The following is a 13,266-nucleotide window of genomic DNA, read 5'->3' on the forward strand; positions in this document are numbered from 1 at the left end:
TTTAGTTGTTACATTCCTTACATCTTGGGAAGAGGTCGTAGGTGACGAAAAAGACGGTAAATGCATAACTGTCTTTATTCTTCCAACCTTTTCCTTTTATCTGGTATGGGTCTTCCAGTTGCAAACCTTCCCGTTGAGTAACATCCAACTGGTCGCTAAGGCTGAACCGCATCGTAAACTCGCATCCTATATTGATGCGTGGGGTTGCTTTGAATTTTATTCCCACTCCTATGGGGATGTTCATCGTAAAGACCGTTTTTACAGGCTTTGGTGCAAACGTAAAACCCAATCCACCTAATATATAAGGTGTAAATCGACGGTCACCCCGGTACGTATTACCGATACCATATCCCAAAAAGTTATATTCAAACTGTGCTCCCAAATCGATTATAGTCCGTTTGAAAGTGGCATACTCTCCATTCGGATACACATTTTTGAAATCTCTCGTGTCACCGGAAATCCTGCCGGCTGTCAGATTGCCTTTTATTGCCATGTGTGGATTCAGTAAATACCGGGCTATAAAACCTCCCGCTATACCTGTGTCTTTAAATGGGGTGCTGCTATTTGCATCTCCCATATAAAAACTTCCTCCAATGACTCCTCCCATCTCCCAAGTATATTCTTCCTGTGCCATGGCACAACAGAATGGGAACATGAGCAGGCAAAATACTATCTTTATATTTCTTGTAATAGTCATACCGTTTTCTTGTTACTCCTTAACTATATAAGGAAACGGAAATTTGACTATTTTATTATTGTTGCTTGAATCCCAGTTTGTTTAGACGTCCACGCCAAACAGAACCGTCTTGATTCCATACAATCCAAATATAATGGTTCTTATCAATAGCCAGAGAATAATCTCCCTTACCTTCGAATAAGCTCTCATATTCAATTGTTTCTTCCTCGTCTTCGTCTCCCTTAATGATAACTTTTTCTGATGCATATCTGAATTTATCAGCAGATTCATTCCATGCAATGCCTGCAAGGGAAGAATAGATGGTTTTAAACTCTCCACCCATCATGTGGAATTGGCTTCCATAATACATGATTGCTGGATTCTTCATAGCTGGGCAAGAAAAGTCTGTCGGGGTACTCATATCGGCCCAAACAAGTCCGTCCTTTGAAAACCAAGGTATTGTAGCTTCAACCGTTTCTTCAACATTGCCTACTACTACTGTTTGTTTGATACCACTTGCATTCGTGAATACAGTAGAATATATTTCTTTTAAAGGGAAATCAGAGGGAACTTCTTCGCCTTCTTTCCAAGTTGTTTCTCCGGCGCTTTTTGCACAGAAGAAATTCTTTCCATCTTTTGCAAAGATACCGGTAAGCATATTTTCACTTCCTGTTACCTCATCTGCAGGAATACCTGCTAAGAATGTTACCATGTACATTCCCTGCGTATCCATTTCTTTCCAATTTATACCATTATCGGAGTAGAATGCTTTTCCCCCTACAGTGGTGTATAATTGGTTATCGAAATTAATGATAGAGGTCAATTCGGCATCTGAAGGAAGACCGCTGATTGTAATCAGGTTTCCCCACTGTATGCTTGCTGGATTTGATACGGAAGTGCGATATGCTGTTGTCGTAGAGGTGTAGACTAATAAATCTTCATTCAAAACGACAGATCTTTGCTTACCGGAAGCCGGAGAAGCCGGAAGTGAAGGCATTTCTCTCCAAATCAGTGAGTCCGGATCCTGTGTGTGAACATTTACCTTGATAGTATATTCGCGGGTAGTGATTCCGTCGGCTGCATGTACTTTTAGTTTGATCGGTTCTCTCAGGTCAACTGAGTCGTTCATGTTGAATACAGTGTCATTCAGACCAGAAGTTACCCATCCTGTTACCGTCAGTGTGTCGATTAAGATACGTTTTATGATGGAATCAGCACCCATAGGAAGCGAGTCTACATTATAAATTTCTCTTTTCAACTGGTCAATTGTAAACTTATAATATACGCCTTTTGTTATACTATCAATACCAAAGGCACGTATCGTCGCGTCGGAACTATATTCATAATTTTCATCTGAGTCAAGACACGAACTTATGGCAATTGACATAAGAAGAAAACTCAGTATTACGGATAAAAACTTTATTCTCATTTTCTAAAGATAGTGTTTATTTACAAGTTGCAAAAATAGGAACATTTTTTTCTATAATCAGCATCCCGGGGAAGTTTTATATAAAATTATAGATAATACCCCTGTTTTTCTCGATAAAAAAGCATCAAAATGAGGTAATTCGGACTATTTCGTTGCTGTATAATGCCGTATACTTCTGCCGAAAGATTGCTCACTGGCATAACTAATTTTATCGTTCATTTCAGGAGCTTTAACACCGGATATCAGTGATCTGGGGCTTTCTTCAACATATGCTTCATCCCAAAGCCCCGCATCGATGAAAGATTGTAGTAAGGTGCTTCCGCCCTCCACCAACAGAGATTGAATACCACGCTCATACAATATCTGCATGATCTGAGGCAATATGTCCTGTTGGAAATCTATCGGGAGATATTCCACGTTGGGCAGAGCGTCATGAAAGTGTTCGGTAAAGACGAGTGTCAGTACACTTCCGTCAAACAAATGAAGGGTAGGAGACAGACTCTGTTTCCGGTCGATGACGAGACGTATGGGAGGGCGCCCATACCAGTTGCGTACATTTAAAGATGGATTGTCCAGTTTAGCAGTACGTGTGCCTACAAGAATGGCAGAATGTTCCGCTCTCTTTTTATGTACCAGCATGGAGGTTAAGGGAGTGGATAGAATCACAGGATTACCCTCGGTCCGGCATAAGTCAATAAACCCGTCTGCGGATTCTGCCCATTTCAGTGTGATATATGGGCGGTGCAAGGTGTGAAAGGTTATGAATCTTTTGATTAGGTGTCGACATTCGTCTTCCAGTACTCCTACGATTACTTCTCGTCCGGCATCTCTCAGCTTCTGTATGCCCCGTCCGGCAACCTTGGAAAAAGGGTCCTGGCAGCCGATGACGATACGGGGGATTTGTTTTTCAATAATCAAATCTGCACAGGGGGGAGTTTTCCCGTGATGAGAGCAGGGCTCCAGACTTACATAGATGGTGGAACGCTTTAGTAATGAGGTCTCTTTTACGGAACGAATAGCATTGACTTCAGCGTGTGCTTTTCCGCAACGTACATGATAGCCCTCACCGATGATTTTCCCGTCGCATACGATTACCGCACCTACCATCGGGTTGGGAGCGGTGTTGCAAAGTCCGTTTTGCGCCAATTGTATACAGCGGCGCATGTATTTTTCTTCTTCTATGTGTGCCATTTTTCTATGATAATTCTTACTTTTGCACCCCAAAATGGATTCTTCGCAGTAGGATACGGACGGAGATCGGTCTGACCGGGAAGCCGAACAGGTGAAGAATCCGCTAAATATCCATTATGAACATTACCGCCTCTTACATTCGCCGGAAATTGCAGGGCCGTTATGATCCCCGCGAAGCCGGAAACCTGTCCCGGATTATCTGTTGCGAGATATTGGGGCAGCAAACTGTGGATTATTATCTGGGCAAAGATATAATTTTATCTGTAAAAGAGGAACAGGAATTGGAAAGCATTCTTGCCCGTTTACATAATTTTGAACCGATACAATATATTTTAGGGGAAGCCCGCTTCTTGGGAAGAACTTTTCGCGTGACTCCGGGTGTGCTTATTCCCCGTCCGGAAACCGAGGAACTGGTAGAGATGATGTTGAAAGAACTTTCTCCCGTTTCTCGTGTTTTAGACGTTGGGACAGGTAGCGGTTGTATCGCCATTTCTTTGGCGAAAGAATTACCGGAGTCGCAAGTCACCGCTTGGGATGTATCGGGAGAAGCTTTATCTATTGCTGCTGCTAATAGTAAGGCTTTGCAGGCATCTGTACGGTTCGAACAGCGCGATGTGTTAACTTATGAACCTTGTGTGGCGGACTGTTATGATGTAATTGTGAGCAATCCGCCTTATGTTACTGAAGCTGAGAAACAGGAGATGGAACACAATGTGCTGGACTGGGAGCCTTCGTTGGCATTGTTTGTGCCCGATACAGATCCTTTGCGTTTTTATCGTCGCATAGCCGTGCTGGGACTTGAGATGCTTACGTCCGGTGGAAAACTTTATTTTGAAATTAACCGTGCTTTTGGAAAGGATACTGTAGCGATGTTGTGTGAAACAGGATATCGCGCGGTCAGACTCCAAAAGGACATATCTCATAATGATCGATTTGTAATAGCCGAAAAATGACGAATATTACTGAAACAGAGGCGCTGAATAAAGTAGCTGCCTATTGCTCTACAGCGGAACATTGCCGTGCTGAGATTTCTGAAAAACTACAGCGTTGGGGATTGCCCTATGATGTCATTGACCGCATTCTCAAGCGGCTGGTAGATGAAAAATATATTGATGAAGAGCGCTTCTGTCGTGCCTTTGTGAATGATAAATATCGCTTTGCTAAATGGGGGAAAGTGAAAATTGCCCAAGCACTGCAACTGAAGAAAATTTCTTATAATACATGCCGGCAGTTTTTGAATGAAATAGATGAAGAAGAATACTTGTCTATTTTAGATAGTTTGCTGACTGCAAAAAGGAAAAGTATACATGCGGAGAATGAGTATGAACTGAATGGAAAATTGATGCGTTTTGCCCTGAGTCGGGGTTTTGAAATGAAAGATATTCGTCATTGTATACAACTTTCTGACGAAAATGACGACTTTGAGTGAAAAATCTCTTTATTCTTTTTTTTATTCTCGTTCTGTTTCTGTATTTTTGTGCCATATTTACTATAAATAGCTAATTTAGTTATGAGAACTTTAGAAAAACTATTCGCAGAGAAGTTGCTGAAGATAAAAGCGATTAAACTACAACCGGCAAATCCCTTTACATGGGCTTCCGGATGGAAATCTCCCTTTTACTGTGATAACCGCAAAACACTTTCTTATCCTTCTTTGCGTAATTTTGTAAAGATTGAGATTACCCGTTTGATATTGGAACGTTTCGGGCAGGTGGATGCAATTGCCGGCGTAGCAACAGGCGCTATCCCTCAGGGAGCTTTGGTTGCCGATGCGCTGAATTTGCCGTTTGTGTATGTACGTTCTACCCCGAAAGACCATGGATTGGAAAACCTGATCGAAGGAGAGCTTCGCCCGGGTATGAAAGTTGTGGTGGTTGAAGATTTGATTTCTACAGGTGGAAGTAGCTTGAAGGCCGTAGAAGCTATTCGTCGCGACGGATGTGAAGTAATCGGTATGGTTGCAGCTTATACCTATGGTTTCCCGGTTGCAGAAAAAGCATTCAAGGATGCCAAAGTTCCTTTGGTGACGCTGACGAATTATGAAGCGGTTCTGGATGTTGCACTTCGTACGGGTTACATCGAAGAAGATGATATTGCAACGCTGAACGAATGGCGTAAGGACCCTGCACATTGGGATGCTGGAAAGTAACGGCGGTTTATACTATAAAATAATTAATATGATAAAAGGGCCATTCGGATAGTTTCTGTCCGGATAGTTCTTTTTTTGTCTTTTAAAGAGAATCAAAATATGACAAAATTTGAAAGTAGTGTAAAAACTATACCTGCCTCACAGGAGGCTGTTTATGAGAAACTTTCTGATTTGAATAATCTGGAGAAGTTTAAAGACAGCTTGCCGGAGGATAAAGTTAAGAATTTGAGCTTTGACTCGGAGAGTATGATGATAGAAGTAGCTCCTGTGGGTAAAATAGCGCTGAGCATAGTAGAAAAAGAACCATGCAAGTGTATTAAGTTTGCCACAACTACTTCACCACTGCCCTTCAATTTGTGGATACAGATTGTTCCGGTAACAGAAACAGAATGTAAACTGAAATTGACCATTGGCTTGGAACTGAATCCTTTCATGAAAGGTATGGTTCAGAAACCTTTGCAAGAAGGGTTGGAAAAGATGGCGGATATGCTGTCGATAATACCTTATTAATCACTAACTGTTAATCACTAAATAAATGGCTCAGAAACTTTGGGAGAAATCCGTTCAAGTAAATAAGGATATAGAACGCTTCACGGTGGGACGTGATCGCGAGATGGACCTTTATCTGGCTAAACATGATGTGGTAGGTTCTATGGCTCACATCACCATGCTCGAAAGTATTGGTCTGCTGACGAAGGAAGAGCTGGCTCTTTTGCTTGAAGAACTGAAAAATATCTATGCGGCTGCCGAGAAAGGGGAGTTTGTGATAGAAGAAGGAGTGGAAGATGTACACTCGCAGGTGGAATTGATGCTGACGCGTAAATTGGGTGATATAGGTAAGAAGATACATAGTGGTCGTTCGCGTAACGATCAGGTGTTGCTCGATCTGAAACTTTTCACGCGTGCGCAGATTAAGGAGATTGCTGGAGCCGTAGAACAACTGTTTCATGTGCTGATACGCCAGAGTGAGCGTTTTAAAGATGTGCTGATGCCGGGTTATACTCATTTGCAGATAGCTATGCCGTCTTCTTTCGGATTGTGGTTTGGCGCTTATGCCGAGAGTCTGGTGGATGATATGCTCTTTTTGCAGGCAGCATTCAAGATGTGTAATCGTAATCCTTTGGGTTCGGCTGCCGGGTATGGTTCTTCATTCCCATTGAATCGTACGATGACAACACGTTTGTTGGGCTTTGACTCTTTAAACTATAATGTTGTTTATGCCCAGATGGGGCGTGGCAAGATGGAACGTAATGTAGCTTTTGCTTTGGCGAGTATTGCCGGAACTATCTCCAAACTGGCTTTTGATGCTTGTATGTTCAACAGTCAGAACTTCGGTTTCGTGAAGCTGCCTGATGATTGCACGACAGGTTCCAGCATTATGCCCCATAAGAAGAACCCGGATGTCTTTGAATTGACGCGTGCCAAGTGCAATAAACTGCAATCATTGCCACAACAGATTATGATGATTGCCAATAATTTGCCGTCCGGCTATTTCCGGGATTTGCAGATTATTAAGGAAGTCTTTTTGCCTGCTTTCCAAGAATTGAAAGACTGTTTGCAGATGACTACCTATATCATGAATGAAATAAAGGTGAACGAACATATCCTCGACGATGACAAATACCTGCTTATTTTCAGTGTGGAAGAAGTGAACCGCTTGGCACGTGAAGGTATGCCTTTCCGGGATGCTTATAAGAAAGTGGGATTGGACATTGAAGCCGGAAACTTCTCACACAGCAAGCAAGTGCATCACACACATGAGGGAAGTATCGGTAATCTCTGTAACGATGAAATCTCGGCGCTGATGCAGGAAGTGGTAGATGGTTTCAATTTTCATGGAATGGAAGTAGCTGAAAAAGCTTTGCTTGGTCGATAAATACGATATTGTATGCGGAAACTCTGTATAGTCATAGGAATGCTTTGGTTGTGTGTCACCAGTTGTGGTGATTCCTACGAATCGAGCATTCCTTCCGTTACCTTTAATTTTTCATGTAGTCTTTCACAGTCTCCTTATTATAAGATTACGACTCCCGGTCAGTTTCTGAAGATAGAGAAGAATGTAAATGGACTGCCGGTGGGCTATGCGGGATTGATTATCGGGCAGAGTGTTTTCTCAGAGGGGAATACTTATGTTGCTTATGATGCAGCTTGTCCGGTGGAGGCTAGTCGTAATGTTTCGGTGGAGGTCAGGGAAGATGGATTGGGGACGGCAGAATGTCCTAAATGCCATACCCAATATAATTTGAGTAGTGGCGGATTTCCTACGGGGGAAGGTACAGAGTATCTGAAACATTATAAAGTCACCGTGTCCGGCACTTCTTTGCAAGTGAGGAACTAATAAAACTGTAACATTTTCCATGTAAAAAATTTGGCTGTAACGGGGAAACTCCTTATCTTTGCACCCGTTCTACAAAAAAGACCTGCGGAAATAGCTCAGTTGGTAGAGCATAACCTTGCCAAGGTTAGGGTCGCGAGTTCGAGTCTCGTTTTCCGCTCTCCTTTATAGGATGCTCGAATGGTGGAATGGTAGACACGAAGGACTTAAAATCCTTTGGCCATTGCGGCTGTGCGGGTTCAAGTCCCGCTTCGAGTACTGATTAAAGCTCCATAAATCAATGATTTATGGAGCTTTTTGTTTTCCTCATTTTCTAAAGAAGAACTTTCGGATCAACGTAAAAACTTTCCTTTAGCATTAAATTAAGTCACATTTCCTACGAATTATGCGGTTCGTGTAAACCAAGAGTTAAACTGGAAAATGTATGAAAGCTACTATTAATGTGTTGTGTTACAAGTCAAAAACTCAATAGTACTTTTATATGAGATCCTAGGAGTAGGTGAGGTTATAGTGCATAAGTTTTAGTACTTCTTTAATTTATTGACTTAAAACAATGAAAACTTAATTCCCTTCCACACTTCTACACTTCCTTATTCATCGGCCTTAGCGGGTGGAAGGGTGTAGTGAGAAAAATGAAGGATGCTATTCTTTCAGTTTTATTTTCACGATGCAAATGAGTTGTTTGCCTCTATAATATTAAATTATACTCTTTCAATATTGATTTATCACCTTGCTATATGGACGGAAGGCTTATTAATTAAGGTACTTATGTAATACTTGTATCCTACAAATAAGTCACTTGTGTTACAGATATGAAATACTTGTATGGTATACATTAAACACTTGTGTGGTATGTGTTCAATGTTGTACTTTCTTTTTTCGTCAAAAAGAGATTGGAAATCTTAAACATCTTTCTGCAAAAGGGTTATATTTGCAATATAATATACATCATCATCTATGTACTTAAAGAAAATTATGGCTGCAACCTTCGCTGCAACTGCGCTTGCCGGGCAGGCACAGGAGAAAACTTTTAGCATTATTCCCGAACCGGTGGAGATAACTGTAACCGGACAGGGAGAGTATTTGATTCAACGTAATACGGTCATTCGTATGTCAGAACCAACGTTGGCACCTTCGGCTACCTATCTGGCTGATTATATGGAGCGCTATCTCGGTATCCCCTTGCAAGTGGAGCTCCCAAAATCAGGTAAATCCCGAAAGAAACTTTCGTCTGCTGTAGAAACAATACTTTCGAAGCCGGGTGACCAACCTTGTATCATTCTGAAAAATCAAAAGAATGGAGAAATTCCAGGAGGTTATCAGTTGGAGATTACCCCTGTAGGTGGTGTACGTATTGAAGGAAATGATGAGGCGGGTGTCTTCTATGGTGTTCAGACGCTTATACAATTATTGCCCACCCGTGCGGGTGTGTTGCCTATCCTTCCGACTCTGAAAATTATCGATTATCCGCGTTTCCCTTATCGTGGTATGCATTTGGATGTGGTACGTCATTTCTTTCCCGTAGATTTCATCAAAAAGTATATTGATTACCTTGCGCTTCATAAACTCAACTATTTTCATTGGCATCTGACAGATGATCAGGCTTGGCGTGTTGAGATGAAATGCCGCCCGGAACTGACGGAGAAAGGTTCTATCCGCAAGGGAGAGATTTTCGGACTTTATCCTGGAAAGTATCAACCGTTACCTTACGGCGGTTATTATACCCATGAAGATGTACACGAAATTGTACGTTATGCTGCTGAACGTCATATCACAGTGATTCCTGAGATAGATATTCCCGGGCATTGTATGGCAGTACTTGCCACTTATCCACAGTTCAGTACTACGCCGAATGAACCTAAAAAGGCAGCATTGACGTGGGGGATCTTCAATAAATTCAATAATGTACTGGCACCAAAACCTGAAGTCTTTGACTTCCTGAAAGATGTGTTTTCTGAATTATGCGACCTCTTTCCCGGTCAATATATTCATGTGGGTGGCGACGAGTGTGCCAAGCGCTGGTGGCAGGAATCCGAAGAGACGCAACAGTTTATGCGTGAACATGAGTTGAAAGACGAAAAGGCATTGCAAAGCTATTTCATCCATTATGTGCAGAAGGTGGTAAACGCGAAAGGTAAAACGTTGATTGGTTGGGATGAGATCCTTGAAGGAGGTATTTCTGAAGATTGTATTGTAATGAACTGGCGTCGGCCTGAATTTGGAAAAAAGGCAGTGCGGACCAATCATCGTACTATATTTACCTGTTCTGCCTGGTCGTATTTCAATCTGAAGGAAAGTCGTATCCAGTCGGAAATAGGTCCTCGTGGCCCGTTGTCATTGGAGAAGGTCTATGAATTTCAGATTGTGCCCGATTCGTTGACTACGGAGCAACAAGAACTTGTATGGGGTGCACAAGGGTGCCTTTGGACGGAATATATTCCTACAACCTGGAAGGCTGAGTTTGCCATCTTCCCGCGGATGTCGGCACTGGCTGAGAATGTATGGTCGCCGTTAGAGAAGAAAGACTGGATAAACTTTACCCGTAAAGTAGAAATGCAATTTGAACGCTATGAACTTTGGGGAGCCCGGTATTCGGAGGCATTCTTTCGTACACAGGATATAGAGCGGAAAAGGTAGCTGAAGAAGATGCGGATTTATAACTTTGATTAAAAATAGTTATTATCCGAATGCAGTACTTTCGATTTTTGAGTATTTATAAGGAAAAGACGCTATACAAATCATTATGAGATACTTGCTTTCTTTCTTTGTCGGGGTGTTATTAAGCGCCTCTTTATACGCTCAAAGTGCAGGTGATAAAAGATCATCATTTTCCGTTCATGCCGGACCGTCATGGTACCTGGGGCGCTTTGTGGGAATTACTGATAGGGCAGATACCTATCGCAGTGACTTACGAAAAGGTGTAGCCTGGGATGTCAACTACCTTGGACAGATTACGGGTAGGGAACTGAAGTTCGGGCTGGGATTCCTGTATCAGGGAAGTGCGTATAAGAACACACATGATACTGGGGCAGATAAGATATATATGCATTATATGGCTCCTCAGGTAGCCTTGACTATGGTGCAAAAGCATTATCAACTTCAATTCTCCGGTGGAATCGGATATCAACTTTATCGTGATAAGAGTACAGTATATGATAAACCTCGAAAAGTTACCATGAGTAAGTTTGCAGGTAACTTGTCTCTCTCGGGTGAGTATTTTCTGTCAAGTCATTGGGGAGCTTCTGCCAGGGTGAACTGGCTGGCATCCAGTTCCGAGTCTTATTCGGTGAAGTATCATAATGTGGAGTGGGATGTGGAGAGTCCGAGAGCCGGTAGCGGTTATTTCGGACAGTTATCCTTACTTTTCGGTTTAAACTATCATTTTTAGGCGTTATGAAAAAACTGTTATTTCTATTCCTGTTGGTTTGTTGTTGTGCTTGTGATGAAGACAAAACTGTTGATCCGACACTGATGCCGGAGGCTACGACTACGGGTGCAAATACGTTAGGCTGTCTGATTGACGGCTGGGTATATGCCAGTGGACGGTATGGGACACCCTCAGTTCGTCTTTCTGACGATGAAGAGAATCATTATGTTGAGATTGATGCCGCAGTCGGTGTCTTCAGTAGTTTGCATTTGGTACTTGTGAATCCTCGTCAGGGTACTACTTGTACTTATACAGATGCCGTTCTTGATGAAGGAGATTTAGGCGATGGCGAAGCTTATATTACCCGTATGGATGGAACCATTATTAGTGGTACATTCAGTGGTGGAAGTATCAAGGAAGGACGTTTTGATATAAAATATCGTGAGAAGCCCGAAGGAGGTGAAGCGGTATATTAAGATGAATAAAAAAACGCCCCTTCGGAAATAGAAGGGGCGATATCTTTTCACTTCGTTTTCTCAGCTATATTGCTATTTTGCTTCTTGATTCTCAGTTTCTCCCCATTCTTTTTCTCCTTGTTCCTTCAGTTTGGCTGTGAAAGCTGCTGCTTTCTCGGCTACGGCTTTTTCTTCTTCAGGACTTGCATAAGCGTGTTTGTAACCTTTTACAACATTCCACTCTCCACGGGTAAAGTCAGGAAATGCTACGGCGGCACAGTTGTTATCCATAGAGAGTGTTCCGAGTTCGGCAAGACAACACCACTCTGCTAGATCGTATACATCCATATCCAATGGCAAACCATTTTGTAAGCAATAAACTAGACGGCAGTCCATAATGAAATCCATGCCACCATGTCCCCCTACTTCCTTAGCCATTTCACCATATTTCTTCAATATCGGATGCTGGTACTTGGCTACAAGAGTTTCCATCTCACTCTTAGGCAAGAAACTATGTGAATTTAAATCATCAATCTTGGGCTGTACTCCGGAAGCTGTCAACTGTTTAGCATCAAGAGCATAACCGCTGATCGGATATTTATTGGCAAAGCCTTTAGTACCCGTAAGTTGATACAAGCGATTGTAAGGTTGCGGAGTCATTACATTATGTTGGATTTCTATAACTTTACCGTTTTCGGTACGAATCAGAGTGGTAGTATGGTCGCCATTGCGGAAGTTATTACAAGTGGAATCAGCTCTTTCTTCTACCAGTGCTTTACCTATGGCTGACTTGGTATCCATAGCCACTAGTGTCTTCATGCGATCTCCACGGTGAATGTCGAGCGCTTGTGCTACTGGACCCAGACCGTGAGTGGCATATACATCCCCGCGATGTCTCATGTTGTAGTCCAAGCGCCAACCCAGCTTGTCATTCTCACCGTTCTTCCAATAATGATTCCAAAATGGGCTTAGGTTGTGAATGTAGGCACCTTGTGCGCGAATTACTTCACCGAATACCCCTTGCTGTGCCATGTTCAGCGTGTTCATTTCAAACCAGTCATAACAGCAGTTTTCTAGAATCATGCAGTGCTTACGATACTTTTCGCTCATATTAATCAAGTCCCAACATTGCTGGAGATTCATTGCTGAAGGTACTTCGATCGCTACATGTTTGCCATTTTCCAAAGCGTATTTGGCTACGGGAAAGTGATGTAGCCAATCGGCAGCGATATAAACCAAGTCTATATCGTCTCGTTTACAAAGTTCTTCGTACCCTTTCTCTCCCGAATAGATGGCAGCTTTGGGCATGGATGCTTTCTTTAGGTATTTCTGACATCTCTCTGCGCGCGACTGCTCATAATCACAAAGTGCCACGACTTGTGTACCCGGTATATGCGTGAAACGTTCCACCGCACCGGGACCGCGCATGCCCAGTCCTACGAATCCTACGCGTACTACTTCCATCTTCGGGACAGTCAGTCCCAACACGCTTTTTTGGCCGGCGGGACGCTCGGGAGTTTCTATTACGATGGTCCCGTTTTCCCACTGCCAATTAGTGCCGTACTCATTGGTTTGCCGGGGAGTTTGTGTCGAGCATGCACACATCACGATGCAAAGTCCCAACAGCAAGGTCTTAAAAGTCTTCATACTTCAATCCTAATTTA

At 42.6% G+C, this 13,266-nt stretch carries 13 protein-coding genes and 2 tRNA genes; 11 read left to right on the plus strand and 4 right to left on the minus strand.

Going from position 1 to position 13,266, the window contains the following annotated elements:
* Position 1: 1 nt before the first annotated feature.
* The 3 genes from K429_RS0100760 to ribD all read right to left on the minus strand — a co-directional run bounded on the left by K429_RS0100760 (position 2) and on the right by ribD (position 3,296).
* Entirely contained in the window at positions 2-697 is a 696-nt protein-coding gene (locus K429_RS0100760; protein ID WP_007217076.1) for a DUF6089 family protein, read from the minus strand.
* 55 nt (positions 698-752) lie between these two features.
* Entirely contained in the window at positions 753-2,105 is a 1,353-nt protein-coding gene (locus K429_RS0100765; protein WP_025725735.1) for a DUF6242 domain-containing protein, read from the minus strand.
* Between the two features lie 144 nt (positions 2,106-2,249).
* Complete coding sequence (ribD, locus tag K429_RS0100770) at positions 2,250-3,296, minus strand: bifunctional diaminohydroxyphosphoribosylaminopyrimidine deaminase/5-amino-6-(5-phosphoribosylamino)uracil reductase RibD (RefSeq protein WP_044096270.1); 1,047 nt, start codon at positions 3,294-3,296, stop codon at positions 2,250-2,252.
* Between the two features lie 116 nt (positions 3,297-3,412).
* On the opposite strand from ribD, the gene prmC reads away from it, so the two are divergent.
* The 11 genes from prmC (at position 3,413) to K429_RS0100830 (ending at position 11,623) form a co-directional block, all read left to right on the plus strand.
* A complete protein-coding gene (gene prmC / locus K429_RS0100775) occupies positions 3,413-4,249 on the plus strand; it encodes a peptide chain release factor N(5)-glutamine methyltransferase (RefSeq protein WP_007210604.1) in 837 nt (278 codons plus the stop codon).
* Entirely contained in the window at positions 4,246-4,725 is a 480-nt protein-coding gene (locus tag K429_RS0100780; RefSeq protein WP_007217080.1) for a regulatory protein RecX, read from the plus strand. Before prmC ends, K429_RS0100780 begins: the two co-directional genes overlap by 4 nt.
* A gap of 81 nt (positions 4,726-4,806) precedes the next feature.
* Positions 4,807-5,445, plus strand: coding sequence for an orotate phosphoribosyltransferase (gene pyrE / locus K429_RS0100785; protein ID WP_007210602.1), 639 nt, complete (start codon positions 4,807-4,809; stop codon positions 5,443-5,445).
* A 99-nt stretch (positions 5,446-5,544) separates the two neighbouring features.
* Positions 5,545-5,955 carry a polyketide cyclase gene (locus tag K429_RS0100790; protein ID WP_007210601.1) on the plus strand — a complete coding sequence of 137 codons (411 nt, stop codon included), beginning with the start codon at positions 5,545-5,547 and terminating at the stop codon, positions 5,953-5,955.
* Positions 5,956-5,980: 25 nt separating this feature from the next.
* Positions 5,981-7,321, plus strand: a complete 1,341-nt coding sequence (gene argH, locus K429_RS0100795; protein ID WP_007217081.1) for an argininosuccinate lyase — start codon at positions 5,981-5,983, stop codon at positions 7,319-7,321.
* Positions 7,322-7,333: 12 nt separating this feature from the next.
* The gene (locus K429_RS0100800) at positions 7,334-7,783 is read left to right on the plus strand and encodes a hypothetical protein (RefSeq protein ID WP_025725737.1); all 450 of its coding nucleotides are present in this window, start codon (positions 7,334-7,336) and stop codon (positions 7,781-7,783) included.
* A gap of 84 nt (positions 7,784-7,867) precedes the next feature.
* A tRNA-Gly gene (locus K429_RS0100805) sits at positions 7,868-7,940 on the plus strand.
* 14 nt (positions 7,941-7,954) lie between these two features.
* Positions 7,955-8,038 (plus strand) — tRNA-Leu (locus tag K429_RS0100810).
* Between the two features lie 717 nt (positions 8,039-8,755).
* Positions 8,756-10,417, plus strand: coding sequence for a beta-N-acetylhexosaminidase (locus K429_RS0100820; RefSeq protein WP_231501793.1), 1,662 nt, complete (start codon positions 8,756-8,758; stop codon positions 10,415-10,417).
* Positions 10,418-10,523: 106 nt separating this feature from the next.
* Entirely contained in the window at positions 10,524-11,168 is a 645-nt protein-coding gene (locus K429_RS0100825) for a hypothetical protein (protein WP_007217084.1), read from the plus strand.
* Positions 11,169-11,173: 5 nt separating this feature from the next.
* Complete coding sequence (locus K429_RS0100830) at positions 11,174-11,623, plus strand: hypothetical protein (RefSeq protein ID WP_007217085.1); 450 nt, start codon at positions 11,174-11,176, stop codon at positions 11,621-11,623.
* 72 nt (positions 11,624-11,695) lie between these two features.
* Here the strand turns inward: K429_RS0100830 and K429_RS0100835 are convergent, their stop codons facing one another.
* On the minus strand, positions 11,696-13,249 hold the full coding sequence (locus tag K429_RS0100835; protein WP_022209511.1) for a Gfo/Idh/MocA family protein: 1,554 nt from the start codon (positions 13,247-13,249) through the stop codon (positions 11,696-11,698).
* Between the last annotated feature and the right edge of the window lie 17 nt (positions 13,250-13,266).

It is taken from the genome of Bacteroides sp. 14(A), from assembly GCF_000526555.1.
GTDB classification, from domain to species: domain Bacteria; phylum Bacteroidota; class Bacteroidia; order Bacteroidales; family Bacteroidaceae; genus Bacteroides; species Bacteroides cellulosilyticus.

Excerpts from the sequence above, each read along its gene's own strand:
- argH (WP_007217081.1), top strand. The coding sequence starts at position 5,981 with ATGGCTCAGAAACTTTGGGAGAAATCCGTTCAAGTAAATAAGGATATA.
- pyrE (WP_007210602.1), top strand. The coding sequence starts at position 4,807 with ATGAGAACTTTAGAAAAACTATTCGCAGAGAAGTTGCTGAAGATAAAA.
- K429_RS0100800 (WP_025725737.1), top strand. The coding sequence starts at position 7,334 with ATGCGGAAACTCTGTATAGTCATAGGAATGCTTTGGTTGTGTGTCACC.
- K429_RS0100820 (WP_231501793.1), top strand. The coding sequence starts at position 8,756 with ATGGCTGCAACCTTCGCTGCAACTGCGCTTGCCGGGCAGGCACAGGAG.
- K429_RS0100825 (WP_007217084.1), top strand. The coding sequence starts at position 10,524 with ATGAGATACTTGCTTTCTTTCTTTGTCGGGGTGTTATTAAGCGCCTCT.
- K429_RS0100780 (WP_007217080.1), top strand. The coding sequence starts at position 4,246 with ATGACGAATATTACTGAAACAGAGGCGCTGAATAAAGTAGCTGCCTAT.
- K429_RS0100835 (WP_022209511.1), bottom strand. The coding sequence starts at position 13,249 with ATGAAGACTTTTAAGACCTTGCTGTTGGGACTTTGCATCGTGATGTGT.
- K429_RS0100830 (WP_007217085.1), top strand. The coding sequence starts at position 11,174 with ATGAAAAAACTGTTATTTCTATTCCTGTTGGTTTGTTGTTGTGCTTGT.
- prmC (WP_007210604.1), top strand. The coding sequence starts at position 3,413 with ATGAACATTACCGCCTCTTACATTCGCCGGAAATTGCAGGGCCGTTAT.
- ribD (WP_044096270.1), bottom strand. The coding sequence starts at position 3,296 with ATGGCACACATAGAAGAAGAAAAATACATGCGCCGCTGTATACAATTG.
- K429_RS0100790 (WP_007210601.1), top strand. The coding sequence starts at position 5,545 with ATGACAAAATTTGAAAGTAGTGTAAAAACTATACCTGCCTCACAGGAG.
- K429_RS0100765 (WP_025725735.1), bottom strand. The coding sequence starts at position 2,105 with ATGAGAATAAAGTTTTTATCCGTAATACTGAGTTTTCTTCTTATGTCA.
- K429_RS0100760 (WP_007217076.1), bottom strand. The coding sequence starts at position 697 with ATGACTATTACAAGAAATATAAAGATAGTATTTTGCCTGCTCATGTTC.